The following is a 19,529-nucleotide window of genomic DNA, read 5'->3' as shown; positions in this document are numbered from 1 at the left end:
GGGTCATTTTGTTAATGGAATGACAGACATGTAAGATCCAGATTCCAATCCCAAGCAAGAGAAACGGTGCTGTCCTTATAAATAGGACGCACCGTTTTGTTGTATTTTCTGACATATCATGAAAATGTAATCCGCTTAGAGCTGGGGAAAAATATCCGCCCAGACGGCATCAAGAATGCCCTGCATATCATCCTCGTCACTGTTGATGGCGATCACAGCCTCTTTGTCCGGGATGACGACGCAGAACTGTCCGTGCATGCCGTCAGCGCGGTAGGCTTCGTGCGTGCACATCCAGAATTGGCCGCCGTAACCCGCGCCCCAGTCTGCCGTTCCCGGCGTATCGATTTGCTTCCGCGTAACCTCGCCGATCCATTCCTCCGGGATTAGCTGGGTGCCCTGCCACTGTCCCTTCTGCAGCAGCATCTGGCCGAACCGGCTCAGCTCTTCGCAGCTGAGCCACAGCCCGGTGCAGCCGAGTGTGATGCCGAGCGGTGACGTGTCCCACCGGACATCCCCGATGCCGAGCGGCTCGAACAGCCGCGGCACCAAATAGTCGCGTACCGTCTCCCCGACCGCGGCCTGAACCATGGCCGAGACCATAAACGTATCGCCGCTGCTGTATGTGAAGGTCTCTCCGGGCAGCCGGTCCAAGGGCAGAGACATGTAATATTTGATCCAATCCTTCTCCTGCAGCGTTTCCCGCTCTTCCACAGAGAGTGGCGGTGCATCGTGGCCGGAGGTCATCCGGAGCAGATTCCTAAGGGTCAGCTCTCCCGGAGGATAGGGCGAATCCTTTACCGACTTCCCGTAATCCGGGAAAAAATCGTTTAACCGTGCATCCAGCGTCAGCTTTCCTTCGGCAACGGCAAGTCCGACCGCCATGCTTGTAAAGGACTTGCTAACCGAATGCTGAAGCCGGCGGGCGTCACTATCCCTGTCCCACTGCCCCAGCAGCTGCTCCTTTTGCAGCACCCGGACAGATAAGACGTTCAGTTTTCTCCTGCTGAGGTAATCGACAAAACCGCCGATTTGAAATGTCATCGTTAAGCCTTCCTTCCGCTTGATTCCCATGACTAAAACAGGTCATATGCCGTTCCGGCCGTGAGGAACAGGATGAAATTTATAGAAACGTTTTCATATTTACTCGTTAATCTTGAGATTATTACAGATCGCTCCCTCTTGTCAACCATAATTTGTAAGCGGTTACTGTCTATCTTTCGTTGAGGATTTTGTCTTGTTAACGCAGGGGAAATCAGGGATTTGCACAAAAATACAGATCGCTGGGCCTTTTTAAAAAAGATTGTTGACAGGTTTAGGCAACGGGATTATGATGTAATCGAAACGATTCGAAAAATCGCTTTCATCGCTATTAACGACCTGCAGCATCTACCCCGATAACGCCTGATGAGGCTGAAATCGGATCTTGCTTGGCAGGAACGCGAATGGTGATCACAAGAACCAATGACGGGCCGAAACTGTCCGTTATCGGCTCAGCCGAACCGGCTTTCCGTAAGGGGGCTGCCGCTGACTAAGGCGGACAACACAATAGAGCAGTCGAACTGAAATGAAAGGGGTTACAAGTGGCGCACTTAATGATCGATACCGGCTCACCAACGCTGCGGATGACGACCAACATCCATGTGATCTCTCCGGTCGATACCGGCGTCCCCACTTCAAGCACGCTGTACCTCCTGCATGGAGCGGGGGACAACGCCAGCACCTGGCACCGCCTGACGACCGTGGAAATGTATGCGGCGAAGTACGGCTGTACGGTGATCATGCCGGAAGCAGGACGAAGCTTTTATACCAACATGTTTTACGGGCTGGACTATTTCCACTACATTACGGAGGAGCTCCCGGAGTTGTGCAGACGCCTTCTGCATTTGAATACTGATCCTGCAAGCACTTTTGTGGCGGGATTGTCGATGGGCGGCTACGGAGCGCTCAAATGCGCGCTCACTTATCCAGAGCGGTATGCCAAAGCGGTATCTTTCTCGGGCCCGACCGACATCCGCCAGCGTCTGGCCGACCCGGAGATGCCGGAAGGGATGCGCAGGGAGATGCAGGCCGTCTTCGGACCGGAGCTTGAGGTGAAGCCGGATCAGGATTTGTATGCGCTGTCCGCGAAGTTGATCGAAGAGGGCAGGAGGCTGCCTCAGGTGCTGTGCTGCTGCGGTTCGGAAGACCCGTTCGTGGCGATGAACCGGCAGTTTGCCGGCTACATGGAGCACAGCCCGTTCGATTTCCGGTACGTTGAAGGAACGGGAACGCATGACTGGCTCTTTTGGGAAGAGCATTTGAAGACAGCTTTTGATTTTCTGTTTAAAGACAAGACCCAAGAATAGTGAGGAGATGCCAATTGAAACCTGCAGCCTTAGGGCCAAACAAAAATACAAAGGGGCGTTCCAAAACCGGCAATCTGTTTACGGAAATTTGGAAGCACCGGATGACGTATACGCTGCTTATTCCCGGTCTAATCTGGTTGATCCTGTTTGCTTATCTGCCAATGGGCGGCTTGTCGCTAGCATTTAAGCATTACAAAGCCAACATGGGAATCTGGGGCAGCCCCTGGGTCGGCCTGGAGAACTTTAAGTATGTTTTTCGCGACCCCATGTTTGCCGAAGCGGTGTGGAGAACACTGTACATCAACATTATCAAGCTGATTATCACCTTCCCGTTCCCGATTCTGCTGGCGCTCCTGCTGAACGAGCTCCGTATGCGGAAGACGAAGAAGCTGTTCCAGACAATCTTTACGTTTCCGCAGTTCCTGTCATGGATCATTGTCTCAGGGGTCGTGATCAATGTCCTTTCTTATGACGGTCTGCTGAACAGCGTGCTGCAGCTTCTTGGACTTCCAACGATCAACTTCCTCGGCTCCGAGCCAATGTTCCTGCCGATGCTGATATTGACAGACATTTGGAAATCCACCGGATGGGGGGCCATCATCTTCCTGGCGGCCATCTCGGGGATCGACCAGGACCAATATGAATCGGCGCAGATCGACGGCGCTTCGCGGATGCAGCAAATTTTCAAAATTACGCTGCCAAACATTTTGCCAACCGTTACGGTCATGTTCATCCTGAACGTGGGCGGCCTGATGTCCGCCGGCTTCGACCAGATCTTCAACTTGGCGAATGCGGCGACGCAGAACGTGTCCCAGGTGCTCGACGTGTACATTTACCGGATCACGTTCCTGTCTTCGACGGACTTCTCGTTCTCGACGGCGGTTAGCTTGTTCCGTTCGCTTGTGAACATGATTCTGCTGCTTGCTGCGGACCGCGTGGCCAAACTGATGGGCGGAGACGGATTGTTCCGTTAGGAAAGGAGTGTTAAAGAGATGAGTACGCATGCTGAGAAACGGCATAAATACCGGATCGGTAAAATGACGCTTCTCGATTACATCTTGTTTACAGTGCTGATTGTTCTGGCTTTAATCATTTTGATTCCGTTCCTGAACGTGATCGCGGTCTCACTCGCCTCGCAGAAGGAATATGCAGATAATCCGATGATGCTGTGGCCGAAGCATCCAACACTGGATGCCTACCGGGAGCTGTTCCAAGACGGAAGGCTGCTGACAGGCTTCTGGAACACCATTCAAATTCTGGTGATCGGGCTGCCGCTGAGCTTGTTCCTGACAACTACGATGGCTTACGGCCTCAGCCGCAACAGATTCCCAGGGAAAAAGTTCATCTTCTTCCTTGTCCTGTTCACCATGATCTTTAACGGCGGAATCGTGCCGCTGTATCTGGTTATGAAATCGCTGAGCCTCACCGGTTCCCTGTGGTCCGTCATCCTGGTAGGAAGCTTCAGCGCTTTCAATATGATCCTGATGATGAACTACTTCCAGGGCCTGCCGGAATCCTTGATGGAATCAGCAAGGCTTGACGGGGCGGGCGAATGGCGCATCCTGTTCTCCGTCGTCCTTCCACTGGCGGCGCCGATTATGGCGACCATTACGCTGTTCTACGGCGTAGCCTTCTGGAACGGATGGTATGATGCGATGATCTTCCTGCGAAAAGCGGATATGCTTCCGCTGCAAAACGTCCTGCGGACCATTATCGTCGAATCGACGACAAACGTTTCGAATGCGGGCAGCGTGGACGCCCTGAACAAATCCGGTTTTTCCACGGGAATGAAGATGGCCTCGGTCTTCGTAACGATGGTGCCGATCATGTGCTTCTTCCCGATGCTGCAAAAGCACTTCGCCAAAGGGGTGTTAACAGGGGCTATCAAGACCTGATTACACAATAGATTTTTTACCGCAAAAAAATCTGATCAAAAAGAGGGGAAAAAACATGAACACAAAAAGAATGTTCAAGCCGCTACTGGCTGTTGTACTGTCTGCAGCTATGCTGACGGTCACAGCCTGCGGGAAAGACTCGGCATCAACCAGTGGTGACCAAAAAGACGCGGCCGGAGGTTACAAGGACAAATTGAAAATTTCCGTCGCACAGACCACGGAAGTGAAACCCGGCGTGCTCGACAACGAGTTCCACAAGTACTGGAAGGACAAATTCAACGTCGATTGGGATTACAACTATGTACAATGGGATTCCTGGCCGGAGAAGCTCCGCCTGTGGATCAACTCCGGCGACCTGCCTGACGTGGCCAGCTGGAACTATGTGCACGGCGATTTCGTGAACTATGTCGATCAGGGACTGCTCTACAAATTCCCGGATGACTGGAAAGAGCGCTGGCCGAACGTGGCGGCGGCCTACAAGCTGACCGGCCTAGGCGACAAGCTGGAACAGCTGACAGGCGGCACTTACATTCTGCCAAAACCGGTGTACTTCCAAAACAAGCCGGCTGATCCGCTTGTGAACCAAATCGGCGTCATCGCCATCCGCAAGGACTGGGCCAAAGCCGTCGGGTTTGAATTGAAGGATGCTTATACGACAAGCGAACTGATCCATTATGCGGAACTGGTCAAAGAGAAAGATCCAGGGAAGGTCGGTTCCAAGCTTGTTCCGATTTCTTATACGGCGGATGATGCCTTGACTAATATCATCATGGCCAACAGCGAGCATTCCCGTGTGGAATCAGCTTTCTACAAGGGAGCAGACGGCAAGTTCCATTGGGGACCAGCCGATCCGGAGACGCTGACCGGTCTGAAGCTGATGCAAAAAGCATACAAAGAAGGCCTGCTCAACCCAGAATTCTATACTTGGAAAAACAACGAGGGCAGCGACAACTTTAGAGTCAAAGGCGTTGCTGCGATGATGTCCCTGGGCGGCCTGGCTTCGTACAGACAAGACATGGAAAAGAATATGCAGAAGAACCTGGGCGTAAGCAGCGATGATCTCGTCCATACGGCGGTCGTTCTGGGTGACGACGGAAAATACCGCAACCTGGAGCAGCCTAACTTCTGGTCCGCGCTCATCTTCTCGCCGAAAATCAGCAAAGAGAAATTTGAACGCATCATGGATATCATCGATTACTCGACGACCAAAGAAGGACAATTGCTCCTGAACATGGGCTTTGAAGGTAAGGACTGGAAGTACGATGACAAGAAGGAGCCGGTCAGCTTGCTTCCGGAAGGAAAGACCCTGGAAGACAAATATCCGGCACGTTTTGAAGGACTGTACATTTTGGGCGACGACTTCAGTATCGTGAACCCTTCAATCAAGAAGGAATACCGCGACCGCGCCGTTGAGCTGTTCAAAGAGAAAGCGAAGCTGGGCAGCGAAGGCGGTAAGCTGGCAACCTACGACTGGGATGTGCAGCTGTACGATTCCAAGGCGAAGAGCCAGGCATCCTTTGACTACCAAAGCGAGTATGCCAACCTGATTCTGCAAAACGGCGATCTGGAAGCAAACTGGAAGAAATGGGTACAAAGCAAGCAGTCTCTCGTTCAGCCGGTGCTGGATGAACTGAACAGCAAGTTCGCCAAGTAACCAATAGATTTAAAATCAAGATAAGCACAGAGCACTTATACGCAGTCCGAGTCTAAGGAACCCGGTGTGCAGCAGATTTGATGCAGCCGGGTTCTTCTCTTCCACGGTGGTGCCGGGCGGGTTTCTTCTATTAAGATTAGGTCCGCCTGGCCACAGGGAGGGGAGACAGTAATGATTCTTCTATAGATTATAGAATGTACATCGATAGACGCTTTTCTTTAGAGATAAGCAAGTATAGACCTCAGAGGTTAAGCATCAGTATCTCGCAAGAAAAACTTCCGCTAAACGCGGTCTGTCTTCTATGAATGTACATCGATAGACGCTTTTCTTAATGAGGAATTTGCACAAAAGATAAACAACCAAGGTCGAGCTGTATCCTTGCTGCTCTTATCAGCCAGGTTTTGTGCAAGCTCCTGAGAAAGGAGAAGGGGTCTGAAAGAGCCGGACAATTCGTGTCCAGAAGGCCTGAACATCATACGATTTTTGTATGGAGGCATTGGGGATCACCGAATCGATGGTGACCGCTGGCGCTCCGTTATCATCATTCCTACCTTACCCAAGCCAGCGATCCGGGAACGTTCCAGGTGTTTGACGGTCTACCAGCCGGGACACTCTGGCGAGTCGTTCCAGATAAGATGGTTTAATGAACAGCCGACCATGCGCGCACACAAAGAACAGCCATGGTCTTGGAGAGAGCTGACCAACAAGACGATGTAGGATGAAAAATACTGTAAAAGCTGCCTCGAAGCCGTACCGGACAGGTTCGGTCGGCTTCGTGGATAGGAGGATGAATAACCATGACAACCATTACGAATTCCAAGATTCACGTCCAGGCTGGTGAGCTGATCTTTACGTTCTGGGAAAGCGGCGACCTGTTCCAGGCCGTCAGCGGCAAAACGATGATCAACCAGCTAATGAGCAGCCCGCTTGACGGAGCTTTAAATAATCTGTATCTGCGCATCCATGATGATTCCGCTATCCGCTTCTACCCGCTGCTTGGCATCCGTTCGGATAGCCGGGTCAGCACAGGCGAGGGACGGATCGTCTGGACAGGCGAAGCCGAAGGGGTGGCATACAGCGTGACGTTTGCGCTTAGCCCGCTCGGCGTATGGTTCTGGGACGTCCGGACGGCAGGCCATGGCCTCAAAATCGACGTTGTATACGGCCAGGATATCGGTAACGCGGATACGGGCACCGTTCGCAGTAACGAGGCGTACCTGTCCCAATATATCGACCATACGGTCTTCGAAGACAAAGACCACGGCTATGTGGTGATCTCGCGCCAAAACCAGCCGCAGGGCGGAGCGTTCCCTTACATACAGCAGGGTTCGCTGACGCGTGCCGCGGGGTTCTCTACGGACGGCTTCCAGTTCTTCGGTCTGTCTTATAAAGAAACGAACGTGCCGGCCTGCCTCAGCCAGCCTCAATTGGCAGGCGAGGTCTACCAATACGAATTCGCCTACACGGCACTCCAGTCCGAAGCGGTAACGCTTGACGGGGAAGCTCGCTTCGTGTTCTACGGCTTGTTCAAGCCGGATCATGCGGCTGCGGTAACCGAGCTGGAATTCAAGGATGAGGTGCTGAAGGCCTGGGATCAGGTGCAGGAGAGTCTTGCTGCTTCAGCCGGTTCCCTGCACGAACTGCCCAAGGTCCGCCTGAATCCGGAAATCGGCGAACCATTGCATACCCTGCCGCTGACCGCGGAGGAGCTCGAAGCCTTATTCCCAGCAGCTGGAAGACAGGAGGAGGAAACCGAGGACGGACAGCTTCTCGCGTTCTTTACCGACACCTATGAGCATGTCGTGCTGAAAGAGAAGGAGCTGCGTGTGGAGCGTCCGCACGGGCATATCCTGATGAGCGGCGGCAGCGTGAAGCTGGGGGCCAACGTCGTAACAACGACTTCTTATATGTACGGCATTTTCAATTCCCATCTGGTGGTGGGCAATACCAACTTCAACAAAATGATGAGCAATGCCCGCAGCGCCTTGAACGTGCCGAAAACCGCAGGACAGCGGATATATGTGGACATCGGGGGAGCGTACCGTCTTCTGACCATGCCGTCCCTGTTCGAGATCGGCTTCAACTACGTGCGCTGGTATTACAAAACAGCGGATGACATGCTGGTAATTACCAATTTCGCTGCGGCGGATGCTCCTGAAGTCCGCCTTCATGTGCGCTCGGAGAGCGGCAAAGCCTATAAATTCATGCTGACCAGCCAGGTTACCATGGATGTCAACGAGTTCGAAGCGCCGGTCCGCATGACGGAATCGGCGGGTGTGCTGACGTTCCACGGCGCCCAGGATGCGCTCCGGAAGGACGCCTATCCGCACCTGAAATACACCATGCGGATCGATGGCGCCAAGGTGGCTGTTAGCGATGAAACGGCACTAGCAAGCGGCGTTCGGGCTGGAGAAGCGTCGGTGGTAACACTCAAGCTGGAAGCTGCCGCGGAGTGGACTTTAACGATGCAGGGGCTGCTGGATGGGGAAGACCTTGCCGAGGCAAACCGCAGCGCAGAGGATGAAATCGCGAAGTACCGGGAGTTCTTCCGGGACGTGATGAACGGATTCCGCTTAACCGGCAGGGATGGCACAGAAGGCAAGGATCTTTTTAAAGTGAACGCCTTGGCTTGGTGGTACACGCATAACATGTTGGTCCATTATTCGGTGCCGCATGGCTTGGAACAATACGGAGGCGCAGCCTGGGGAACGCGGGACGTGTGCCAGGGACCGACCGAGTATTTTATGGCAACGCAAAAGTTCGAACAGGTCCGCGATATTCTGAAAATGGTGTACTCCCATCAATACGAAGACGACGGCAACTGGCCGCAGTGGTTTATGTTCGACAACTACTTTACTGTCCAGCAGGAGGAAAGCCATGGCGACATCATCGTATGGCCGCTGAAGGTGCTTAGCGATTACCTGCGGGCGACTGAAGACTTCGACATTCTCGAAGAGAAGGTGCCTTATACGGTCAAGCACAAGTTCCATTTTACCGAAGAAACAGCTACAATTCTGGATCACGTGTACAAGGAGATCGGTTACATTCGCAGCCACTTCCTGCATGATACCCATCTGTCCTCCTACGGGGATGGGGATTGGGACGATACGCTGCAGCCGGCCAACGCCCAGCTGAAGCAGTACATGGTCAGCAGCTGGACCGTCGCCCTGACGTACCAGACGATGAGCCAGCTATCAGGCGCTCTGAAATCCGCCAAGCCGGAATTGGCTCAGGAGCTTCATGATATGGCACAGGGAATCAAGCGCGATTACGAAAAATATATACTCGGAACGGAGGTCATTCCTGGGTTCCTCTATATGGAGAATCCGGCTGAGGCGAAGCTGATGCTCCATCCGACCGACAAGGAGACCGGCATTCAGTACCGCTTGCTGCCGATGACCCGCAGTATGATTGCTGAGCTGCTGGATCCGGAGCACGCGAAGGCCCATTATGAGCTGATTAAAGAGAAGCTCTTCTTCCCGGACGGCGTCCGTCTAATGGACCGTCCTGCCCAGTATGCCGGCGGTGTCAGCACGCACTTCAAGCGGGCGGAGCAGGCGTCCAACTTCGGGCGCGAAGTGGGCCTGCAGTATGTTCATGCCCATATCCGCTTCATCGAAGCGATGGCGAAGCTCGGGCATGCCGATGATGTATGGAACGGTCTGAACGTGATCAATCCGGTCGGGATCCGGGACGTGGTGCCGAACGCCGAGCTGCGTCAAAGCAACGCTTATTTCAGCAGCTCTGACGGGAAGTTCAACACGCGTTATGACGCTCAGGAGCATTTTGATGAGCTGCGCAGCGGCAGCGTGCAGGTGAAAGGCGGATGGCGCATTTACTCCAGCGGCCCGGGGATTTACATGAATCAGCTGATCTCGAACGCGCTCGGCATCCGCCAGGAGCAGCAGGATCTCATCGTGGACCCGGTGCTGCCGAAGGAGCTGGATGGCCTGCGGTTCGAATTCCGCTACGACGGACAGGACGTGGCCTTCATTTACCATTTGCAGGGCACCGGCGAGCGCCGCGTGAAGCTGAACGGCCGCGAACTGGAAGCTTCGGCGGTAAGCAACCCTTACCGCGAGGGCGGTCTGCGGATTTCGAAGGACTTGTTCGAGCAGGGAATGATGCCGGACGACCACAATGTGGTTGAAATTTTTATATAGCAGTTTAAGGCGATCTTAAGAGATCGCCCTTTTCCATGAGAACTGGAATGATAATTTTGACCTATATAAAATGAACTTTAGAGTTAACCCATCTCAGCTTCGATCCCGAGTGATTCTGAAGAAGCGGAGCGTCCGCCTTTGTCACCGAAATGCCCCTACTTGGATATCTAGTTCAAGCATTTCGGAGACCACCGTGGTCGTAAGAACACTCGGCATCGCAGCGCCCCGATTAGGGTAACTTTCATAAGTTCATTTTATATTAGGAATGGTTTGATACGGGGGAGAGAGGAACATTGGTTAGTATTAAAGATATTTCTAAAAAAGCCGGGGTTTCCATATCGACGGTATCATATGCCCTTAACGGCAGCAGCAAGGTGACGGATGAGACCCGCTCGAGAATTTTGGCGATCGCCAAGGAGCTGAACTATGTGCCGAACGCGGCTGCGAGATCGCTGAAGAAGCGGGAGTCCCGCATCATCGGGGTATTTCTGACGGATTTTAAGGGGGACGTGTATGGGGACCTGCTCGACGGAATGAAGGAAGTCTGTAACGCCCAGGGCTACGACCTGATCGTATGCAGCGGCAAGCAGTCCCATCGGATGCTTCCGGAGCGGATGATCGACGGGGCCATTATTCTGGACCATGCGTTTACAAGCGCCGAGCTGCTCAAATATGCCGAGCGTAACCACAAAATCGTCGTGCTCGACCGGGAGCTGGAGCATCCCAACATCAATCAGGTGCTGCTGGATAATAAGGCAGGGGCTACGCTGGCCACTGAATTTCTGGTTGAGCAGGGCCATAAGAAGATTTACATCGTGACGGGACCTGATGACTCATTTGACTCCATACAGCGCATGAAGGCGGTCAAAATGGTTGCGGACCGCACGCAAGATGTGGAATGGATCGAGATCCCCGGCAATTTCAAAAAAAGTGGGGGGGAACGCGCTGCCGAACAGGTCATCGTGGAGTATACCGGCCCGGCGGCCGTGTTTTGTCTCAATGATGAAATGGCCATCGGCTTTTGCAACCGGCTAGCGGAGACCGATTACCGGATCGGGGAGCATGTGCATTTGATCGGCTTTGATAATATTGAGCTGACGAGCTACATGCAGCCGCGCCTGGCGACCATTAACTACTCCAAACGGAAATGGGGGACGCTGGCGGCAGAGCAGCTGATCAAGATATTATCCGGCGAGGAAGTGGAGCATGAGCGCATCTATGTCACACTCATCAAAGGGGAATCAGTCCGAAAAAGAGCCCGGCAGGTTAACATGAGCTAAGATGGAGAGCGTATGTGCAACGTTAAACAAACAGAAGGGTATCCGACTGACTAGAGCCTGTCGGGTACCCTTTTTGCATGTCATTTTACGTTAACGAATGGCGACATTGTAGGTTTTACAACCAGTTGTTGACCTGGGCCAGGCAAGCAAACAGCAGCTGCGGTTCTGACATCTGCTGGCCAAACCATGGCAGATTGGAGGACGTCTCCGGGAAGCGGCGAGTTCGAGAATTTTGTTCTTGTCGATCAGCGGCAGCTAAGGGCTTATGGGTTTAAGGCTGAAGGCTCCATAAGGCCGGGACGTTCGGCGGTTCCCATCCTGGAAGCGAGGTGTGCGGCTGTGTGCATTTGTACACCTTGCCGGAATAAGCAACCAGGTCGTCTTTCACATAAGCCTTGTTGGCCACCCATGCCGGAGCGGCGGGATCAGTCGTTACCGTCAAAGGACTGCTTGCCGGTGAAGCGTTGCCGGCCGCATCCTTCGCCACTACTGTGAAAGTATACGCGGTGTTTGCGGTAAGCCCATTCACCACAGCGGTAAGTGTGCTGCCGTTTACCGAAGTGACGGGCGTGCTTCCCTGATACACGTCATATCCGGTGATCCCGGTATTGTCGGTGGAAGCCGACCAGGTCAGGGTCACACTCGTCTGCGTTTTGGCCGCAGCGGCCAAACCTGTTGGCGCTGTAGGCGGCGTTGTATCCGAAGACGGAGCGTCCGTCGTCACCGCGGCTTCATTGCTGGCTGCGGACACATTGCCCGCGGCATCTTTGGCTTTCACGGTGAAGGTGTACGCCGTGCTTGGTGTCAGGCCAGTTACCGTAGCCGTGACAGTGGTTCCGTTCACGGAGGCGGCCAGCGTGCTTCCTCTGTACACCTCATAGCCGGTGACTCCGATATTGTCGGTGGCTGCCGACCACTTCAAGGTGACTGAGGTGGATGTCTTGGCTGTCGCGGTCAAGCCTGCCGGCGCGGAGGGCGCAGTGGTGTCAGCCGCGGGCAGGGTTACCGTGGCCGCATTGCTCGCCGCGGAAACGTTGCCCGCGGCATCCTTAGCTTTCACGGTGAAGGTATAGGCCGTTCCGGCCGCGAGCCCGTTCACCGTGTAAGTCGTACCGGCCGAGCTGCCGATCAGGGTGCTGCCCTGGTAGACATCATAGCCGGTGACGCCAAGATTGTCGCTGGCCGCAGTCCAGGTAAGCTTCACCGATCCCGCACCCTGTGCTGCAGCAGTCAGACCGGTTGGTGCCGAAGGTGGCTGGGTGTCTACAGGAGGTGCGGCTTGAAGCTGCCACAAGGTCGGCGAGGAAGAAGGCTCCCAACCGGTCAGTGAAGTATGGGCATAGATGCATTTGTACAGGTTGCCATTATAAGTCACATAGGAACCGGAGGTATAAGCCGTATTTGGCTGCCAGACCGGATAATTCGGGTCGGCCTGGGTGGTTACACTGATGCTCGGACTGGCCGCTGAGGCGTTGCCCGACAGGTCCTTCGCTTTTACATAGAAGCTGTAGGTGGTTCCCGCCGTTAATCCTGTGATCGTCTCTTTGGTATTCTGGGTGGACTTGACCAGAGCACCGTTCTGGTAGATGTCATAACCGCCGATGTCATCATTATCCGTAGAGGCGCTCCAGGTCAAAGTGACGGAGGTCTTTGTCTTGGCCGCTGCAGTTAAATCTGCAGGTACGGTTGGCAGCTCGTTATCCACGATCGGTGGGGCAGTCACCACAGTCAAGGCATTGCTGGCGGCTGATGTATTGCCCGCAGCATCCTTGGCTTTAACGGTGAAGATGTAGGAGGTGCTGCCGGTTAGTCCTTTAACGAGCGCGGTTGTGGTTGCTCCATCCACCGTTTTGACCAGAGTATTGCCTTGGTATACCTCATAGGACATCACCCCGACATTATCTGTGGATGCGGTCCAGCTCAAGGTAACCTTCTTGTCTGTGTGGTTTGGTGAGGTCAAATTCCCTGGTGCGGTGGGTGCGGTAGTGTCTGCCGGAGGAGTTCCTGTGCCCAGATCGCTGACCACTTTATCGAGCAGCTTCGGTCCGGTGCAGCTGAATTTTGGACTGATCCGGCAGTCTGAGCTGAATTCCCAGAACATCGCCCCTCCCAGATATTTGTTCTTGATGTACGCCGTCTTGTAACCGATGGATTCCACATCGTCATATGAAATGAAGATTTTGGTGCTCGGATTGTACAGGTACGGCACCTTGGCCGTATCGTTCCAATAACGGGTGTATCCGTTCTTGTTCACATAATTGGCTGCAACATCTCCATAATCGAACACGCCAGTGTTGCCAGAGTTCTGGTCATCCCAGGTTCCTATGGGAGACCATTTGTAGGTTGAGCTTGGGTCCGCTGCGCAGGTCTGGAATTGTCCGTCATTATTCGGCCCAGGCGGGCAGTTCTTCCAGCTCCGCGCCATGAATTCCAGGCCGAGCACAATTTTGTTCAGAGGCATTCCGGCTTTCTGATATGCCTGAATCGCACCGTCTACCGTGAAGTTGGAGCTGATGTACGGGTCCCTCGGGTCTCCATAGAGGCCGGTATTGTGGCTGGTTGTGTCTTCAAAAGATCCGCCGTGGAAATCATAGCTCATGATATTAATCCAGTCGAGAATATGGGCAATCTTGGCCAGCTCGGTGTTGTCCACGAATCGCTGGCTGGCCCCTGAAGCGATGGTAAGAAGATATCGCTTTCCATCCTGTTCGCCGGCGGCATCCAGCTGATTGCGGATCTCTTGAAGGAGCAGCGTGTAATTCTCTTTATCTGCAGGGCTGTAGCTGTTGCCGGGAATGGCTTCGACATTCGGATATTCCCAGTCGAGATCGACGCCGTCGAATCCGTAGGCTCTTAGCGCATCCACGGCCGATTTGGCAAAAGTCTTCCGGGTCTGGTCAGTCGCGGCCGTGTCAGAGAATCGGTTAGACCAGGTCCAGCCGCCAACCGACAGAATCGTCTTAAGCTGCGGATTCTTGGCCTTCAAGGCGCGGAGGGCTCCGAAATTCCCACAGGCCGCGTCGGCCCAGCAGCCCGTCGTCGGTCCGCCTGGAGTAGGACGGAGCGCATCGGCGTCGGGATCACCAAGTACAATGCTGCCGTTCGGCACATTGCCTGACTGCAGAGGAATTCCGCTTTGGGTGCACGGCCAAGTCTGCTTGTTCGGATTCGACGGGTCGGTGGACGGATTTCCGTGCTTGCCATTCCAGCAAATATCCGCGAAAGCATAGTTGATATGTGTGACTTTGGATACATCAATGTCAGACACGTTATAGTTCCGGCCGTAGATTCCCCAGGAAGGGAAGTAGCCAACGATCTTGTAATTGCCGTTAGCCGGGGCGGCTGCTGCAACGCCGTCAGTCCCGTCTTGGAGAATCGGAGAGAAGGAAATTAAAAAGCTGAGCAGTGTGAATAGAGCCGTCTTCCATAACCTGCTTCCGCGCATGGATTTGCCCCCTTAATATAAATCACATTGTTTAATTCCAAATTCTTAAGTCTCTTAAATCTCTTAGATTCCCTGTATCCCTTAGATCTTTTATTTCTTGCTCCAGAGTGCAGGCACATTCGGCGGCTCCCAGCCCGTTAAGGAAGTGTGGGCCATCCGGCATTTGTAGACAACTCCGTTGTAAGTGACTTCGGCGTTTAGCGCATAGGCTGTGTTAGGTGCCCAGGCAGGTGCGGTAACTGGACCTGAGGAATCAGTTGTAACCGTAACCGCGTTGCTGGCAGCGGATACATTCCCGGCGGCATCCTTGGCCTTGACCGTAAAGGTATAAGCCGTTGCGGCAGTCAGGCCTGTAGCGGTATAGGTAAGCGTGGAGCCGGATACCGAGCCTGTCAACGCAGAGCCTTTGTAAATGTCATAACCGGTAACCCCAACATTATCCGTGGAAGCGGACCACTGGAGAATAACGGTTGTATCTGTATGGCTTGAAGATGTCAGATTCGCCGGGGCTGAAGGGGCCTGCGCATCTGCGGATGGAGCTTTGGTAGAGACGGTAAGAGGTGTGCTGGCGGCCGATATGTTGCCTGCGGCATCTGCGGCTTTAACGGTAAAAGTATAAGACGTTTGCGGAGTAAGTCCGTTTACGGTATAGGTGGTGCCTGTAGTGCGGGTAAGCCGTGTGTTTCCTTGATAAATGTCGTAGCCGGTGACACCTACGTTGTCTTGGGATGGGTCCCATTTCAGAGTGATCGAGTTCGATGATTGCGACGGTGAGATTAGATTGGATGGGATGGTTGGTGCAGTAGTATCGACAGGTGTGGAAGATGATCCGAGTTCAGTGGCGAGCTGGTCCAGCAGCTTCGGTCCCGTACATGCATATTTCGGGCTTGTCCGGCAATCCTCACTGAGCTCCCAGACCATGGCTCCCCCGAGCGCACGGGTTTTGATGTAGCTGGTTTTGGCTGTCAAGGATTGTGAATCTTCATAACTGATAAAAATTTTGCTTGCAGGGTTATAGAGGTAAGGAACTTTGGCGGCTGCATTCCAGTACCTTACAAACCCGTTCTTGCCCACATAGTTCGCGGCGAGGTCGCCATAATCGAACATGCCGGAGGCGCCGGTCTCGAAAGTATCCCAGGTTCCACTAGGGATATAGCTGCCGTTAAAGTCCGGTGTGCAGGCCTGATACTGGCCGTCACCGTTTGGTCCTGGCGCGCAGTTCTTCCAGCCGCGGCCGTAGAATGGGACACCGAGCACAACCTTGGAAGCTGGGACTCCTGCGTTCACATAGGCATTAATGGCATAATCAGCACTGAGCTTATTAGGATCTGGATCGCTTGGATCAGAATAGAGCGGGGCATCGTGGTTGGTGCTCTGCTCCCAGTCTCCGTGGAAGTCATAGGTCATAATGTTAATCCAGTCAAGAATTTGGGCGATCGTGGAGATTTCGGTGGTTTGGGTATAGGATTCATTTGCACGGCTTGCAATCGTCAGCAGGTACGCTTTGCCGTCCTGGGCACCAGCGGCGCTGAGCTTGGCGCGGGTCTCTTGAAGAAGCAGCGTGAAGTTGTGTTTATCTTCCGGGCGGCGGCTGTTATCCGGCAATCCATCGCTTACCGGGTATTCCCAGTCAATATCGATGCCATCGAAACCATAAGTGCGAATGATATTTACAGCGGAGTTTGCAAAATTCGTCCGGGTTACCGGGTCTGCGGCGACATCCGAGAACCGGTTGGACCAAGTCCAGCCGCCAACGGACAGCAGCGTCTTTAGATTCGGATTGGACTTCTTCAGCTGCTGAAGCTTGTAGAAGTTCCCGCATTTCCCTTTTTCACACTCCTCCCATTCGAGAGGCACTCCGTCACTGTTGTTCACATCTGCCCAAGGGTCGCCGAGCACGATTGCCCCGTTAGGCACTGACCCGGTCTGGGTTGGAACTCCTTTATCGGTACAGCTCCAGGTTTTCGGGTTAGGGTTGCCGGGGTCCGGGGAAGGGTTGCCGTGGCGCCCGTTCCAGCACAGGTCGGCAAAAGCATAATTGATATGTGTTAATTTCGAAGCATTGATATTCTCTACTTGGTAATTCGGATCGTAGATGCCCCAGTTGGTGTAATATCCAACAACCTTGTAGGAAGAGCTTGAGGGACTTGAGGAGCCTCCTGCTTCGGCCCGGGCGGTGCCGGTTCCCAGTGTGAGTGTCCAGGAGGAGAGAATCAGAAGAAAGCTTAGCAATACGAATAAGGCCTTTTTCTTAATTTGCTTTACGTGCATTATTCACCCTTCTTTCGGTTTGAAGTGCTTGAACGGGCATGTTCGGTATTCATTGAACATGACGTCCAAGGTGCCTTGCAGATTCCGTGTATTGCTTAGTTCACCTCCTTTCATGGAATCCAACGGGCACTCTTTCTTGCCGGAAAAAGGGACATCTATAGACGGACTTACCTAATTAAAGCCGCCTTTATTTCGGTAATTGCCTTAAAAATTTATTTTAACCATTAATTGTAATTCCTCCTGACAGGTACTTATTCTAATCCTAAAGTTTCACTTCTTCAAGCATTTGGATAGGATAAATTTGTATTATTCTCCAACTAATTTTGTGAAAATTAGAGGAATGTATAACCCTCGTCCAAATTCAAAACAAGAGACTGATCGGGCATACAGCCTGGCAGTCTCTTGTTTGTTATACTCCAGTTTCTTTGCTTGCGGGCTTGCTGAAATGTCCTGATTGCGCTCGATTTTTATGGTTTTTTTACAGGTACGCCAGGGATTCTTAACCACTTTTTTATACGTCTTGGCGCTACAATGAGTCCATGGCAGGGAGGTGCTGGCTGTGGACAATGATTTGGTGATGCTCGGACTGCTTGTACTAAGCTTCCTGGGGTTCTGGGGAATTGTGAAATTAAGTGAGAAAGCGTAAGGGGGAAGCAGACGTGATCGTAATGGGGCTGATTGCATTAGCCATTATGGTGTATCTCGGATTTGTGCTGATCAAGCCTGAGAAATTTTGATCTTGAAGTTGAACTAATGTGAGCAAGGAGAGAGACCTGATATGGGGATGGGATTGTTGCAGGTTGGAATTATCGTCATTATTTTTCTGCTTCTCGTAAAGCCGATGGGCATTTATCTGGTCAAGGTGTTCGGGAATGAGGAGAGCAGGCTGGGTAAGGTGTTCGGTCCTGTGGAGCGGGTAATCTACCGGATTATGGGTGTGCGCGAGCAGGAGACGATGGGTTGGAAAAAATATGCGGGAGCTGTGCTGCTGGTCAACTTCGTCATGCTGATTCTGATGTACATCGTGTTCCGCATTCAGAAATATTTGCCGCTCAATCCGGACGGATTGGACAATGTGCCGCCAGGCTTGGCCTTTAATACGGCGGTGTCGTTCATTACGAACACGAACTGGCAGGCCTACAGCGGGGAGAACACGCTGTCGTACTTGTCACAGATGATCGCTATTACATTCCCGATGTTCACCTCAGCGGCCACGGGATTTGCCATCGCGGTGGCTTTTATCCGCGGATTGATTGGCCGGCAGGACAACTTGGGGAATTTCTATGTTGATTTGACCCGCACGATTACGCGGGTTCTGCTGCCTTTGAGTTTTGTGGTAGCTATAGTCCTCGTTGCGCAGGGGGTTCCGCAAACATTGCTTGGAGCGGTGCATGCGACTACGCTGGATGGGGCAGGTCAGACCATTACGCGAGGCCTGGTGGCCAGCTTTGAATCCATCAAGCATTTGGGTACGAATGGGGGCGGCTGGTTCGGTACGAACGCAGCTCATCCGTTTGAGAACCCGACACCGCTGTCGAACGTGGTGCATATGGTCTGCATGATGCTTTTGCCAACAGCGCTTGTATACGCGTTCGGACTGTGGGTTAAAGACAAACGTCAGGGCTGGGCTTTATTCACCGCCATGGGACTTATTTTTCTGGTTATGCTGGCTACCGTACTCTATTCGGAATACCGGGGTGTGCCTGCTGTTCAGGCGCTTGGGGTTCAAGGAAATATGGAAGGCAAGGAAGTCAGGCTGGGTGCTTCGGAATCAGCCCTGTTCACTACGGTAACTACAGCGGCGACGACAGGTAGTGTCAATAATATGCACGAGTCTCTGACCCCGCTGGGCGGATTCGTCCCGCTTGCCCAGATGATGCTGAATAACGTCTTCGGCGGAAAAGGGGTAGGGCTGCTGAATGGACTGCTGTACTTGATCCTATCGGTATTTATCTGCGGTCTTATGGTGGGGCGGACACCGGAATTTCTGGGGAAAAAGATCGAGGGGCGCGAAGTCAAGCTGGCTGCTGTGGCCATCCTCATTCATCCGTTAATTATCCTAGCCCCTACCGCATTGGCCCTGGCTCTTCCGGGTTCTACGGCTTCCATAGCGAATCCGGGCATGCACGGCTTGTCGGAAGTGCTGTATGCCTTCGCTTCTGGAGCTGCCAACAATGGCTCGGCTTTTGCCGGACTTGGTGCCAACACGGTCTTCTATAATGTGGCGATCGGACTTGTAATGCTTGCGGGCCGCTATATTTCAATCATTATGATGCTCGCTATCGCAGGTTCGCTGGCAGTCAAACGGGTTGTTCCGGTGACCTCGGGAACGCTGCGGACGAATACGCCATTGTTCACCGGGATTCTGATCATGATTATAGTGGTCATCGGGGCGCTTACTTTCTTCCCGGCGCTTGTGCTGGGACCGATTGCTGAACATATGGCCGCATTGTAACGGAAGGTGTAATAGAGAAGG

General features: G+C 53.2%; 12 protein-coding genes. 8 read left to right on the top strand and 4 right to left on the bottom strand.

Annotated elements, in window-relative coordinates; all coding sequences use genetic code 11:
* Window positions 1-135 precede the first annotated feature (135 nt).
* The gene (locus BN6628_RS18490; RefSeq protein WP_068619844.1) at window positions 136-1,041 is read right to left on the bottom strand and encodes a serine hydrolase domain-containing protein; all 906 of its coding nucleotides are present in this window, start codon (window positions 1,039-1,041) and stop codon (window positions 136-138) included.
* Between the two features lie 539 nt (window positions 1,042-1,580).
* On the opposite strand from BN6628_RS18490, the gene BN6628_RS18485 reads away from it, so the two are divergent.
* The 4 genes from BN6628_RS18485 to BN6628_RS18470 are packed head-to-tail and all read left to right on the top strand — an operon-like array spanning window position 1,581 to window position 5,894.
* Window positions 1,581-2,345, top strand: coding sequence for an alpha/beta hydrolase (locus BN6628_RS18485; protein WP_068619843.1), 765 nt, complete (start codon window positions 1,581-1,583; stop codon window positions 2,343-2,345).
* Window positions 2,346-2,359: 14 nt separating this feature from the next.
* On the top strand, window positions 2,360-3,319 hold the full coding sequence (locus BN6628_RS18480) for an ABC transporter permease (RefSeq protein ID WP_068619842.1): 960 nt from the start codon (window positions 2,360-2,362) through the stop codon (window positions 3,317-3,319).
* 18 nt (window positions 3,320-3,337) lie between these two features.
* Window positions 3,338-4,240 (top strand): carbohydrate ABC transporter permease, encoded by a 903-nt coding sequence (locus tag BN6628_RS18475; protein ID WP_068619841.1) that lies wholly within the window; start codon window positions 3,338-3,340, stop codon window positions 4,238-4,240.
* Between the two features lie 55 nt (window positions 4,241-4,295).
* Window positions 4,296-5,894: a type 2 periplasmic-binding domain-containing protein gene (locus BN6628_RS18470; protein ID WP_068619840.1), complete on the top strand. Its 1,599-nt coding sequence runs from the start codon at window positions 4,296-4,298 to the stop codon at window positions 5,892-5,894.
* 552 nt (window positions 5,895-6,446) lie between these two features.
* Here the strand turns inward: BN6628_RS18470 and BN6628_RS26175 are convergent.
* A complete protein-coding gene (locus BN6628_RS26175; RefSeq protein WP_148449295.1) occupies window positions 6,447-6,698 on the bottom strand; it encodes a hypothetical protein in 252 nt (83 codons plus the stop codon).
* Here BN6628_RS26175 and BN6628_RS18465 point away from each other — a divergent pair.
* The gene (locus BN6628_RS18465) at window positions 6,692-10,057 is read left to right on the top strand and encodes a GH36-type glycosyl hydrolase domain-containing protein (protein ID WP_068619839.1); all 3,366 of its coding nucleotides are present in this window, start codon (window positions 6,692-6,694) and stop codon (window positions 10,055-10,057) included. The two genes, BN6628_RS26175 and BN6628_RS18465, sit on opposite strands and share 7 nt — an antisense overlap.
* Before the next feature lie 293 nt (window positions 10,058-10,350).
* Complete coding sequence (locus BN6628_RS18460; RefSeq protein WP_068619838.1) at window positions 10,351-11,337, top strand: LacI family DNA-binding transcriptional regulator; 987 nt, start codon at window positions 10,351-10,353, stop codon at window positions 11,335-11,337.
* A 271-nt stretch (window positions 11,338-11,608) separates the two neighbouring features.
* On the opposite strand, the gene BN6628_RS25955 is transcribed toward BN6628_RS18460, so the two are convergent.
* Together BN6628_RS25955 and BN6628_RS18450 are read right to left on the bottom strand one after the other, a co-directional pair.
* Window positions 11,609-14,782 (bottom strand): glycosyl hydrolase family 18 protein, encoded by a 3,174-nt coding sequence (locus BN6628_RS25955; RefSeq protein ID WP_068619837.1) that lies wholly within the window; start codon window positions 14,780-14,782, stop codon window positions 11,609-11,611.
* Between the two features lie 90 nt (window positions 14,783-14,872).
* Window positions 14,873-17,053: a glycosyl hydrolase family 18 protein gene (locus BN6628_RS18450; RefSeq protein ID WP_082926972.1), complete on the bottom strand. Its 2,181-nt coding sequence runs from the start codon at window positions 17,051-17,053 to the stop codon at window positions 14,873-14,875.
* A 632-nt stretch (window positions 17,054-17,685) separates the two neighbouring features.
* Here BN6628_RS18450 and BN6628_RS25735 point away from each other — a divergent pair.
* Together BN6628_RS25735 and kdpA are read left to right on the top strand one after the other, a co-directional pair.
* Window positions 17,686-17,790 (top strand): potassium-transporting ATPase subunit F, encoded by a 105-nt coding sequence (locus BN6628_RS25735; RefSeq protein ID WP_082926971.1) that lies wholly within the window; start codon window positions 17,686-17,688, stop codon window positions 17,788-17,790.
* 47 nt (window positions 17,791-17,837) lie between these two features.
* Complete coding sequence (kdpA, locus tag BN6628_RS18445; RefSeq protein WP_068622436.1) at window positions 17,838-19,508, top strand: potassium-transporting ATPase subunit KdpA; 1,671 nt, start codon at window positions 17,838-17,840, stop codon at window positions 19,506-19,508.
* The last annotated feature ends 21 nt before the right edge of the window (window positions 19,509-19,529 follow it).

Source organism: Paenibacillus tuaregi (genome assembly GCF_900086655.1).
Classification (GTDB): domain Bacteria; phylum Bacillota; class Bacilli; order Paenibacillales; family Paenibacillaceae; genus Fontibacillus; species Fontibacillus tuaregi.
Note: the sequence above shows the minus strand (reverse complement) of the source record. Positions and strands in the feature narration are given on the sequence as shown.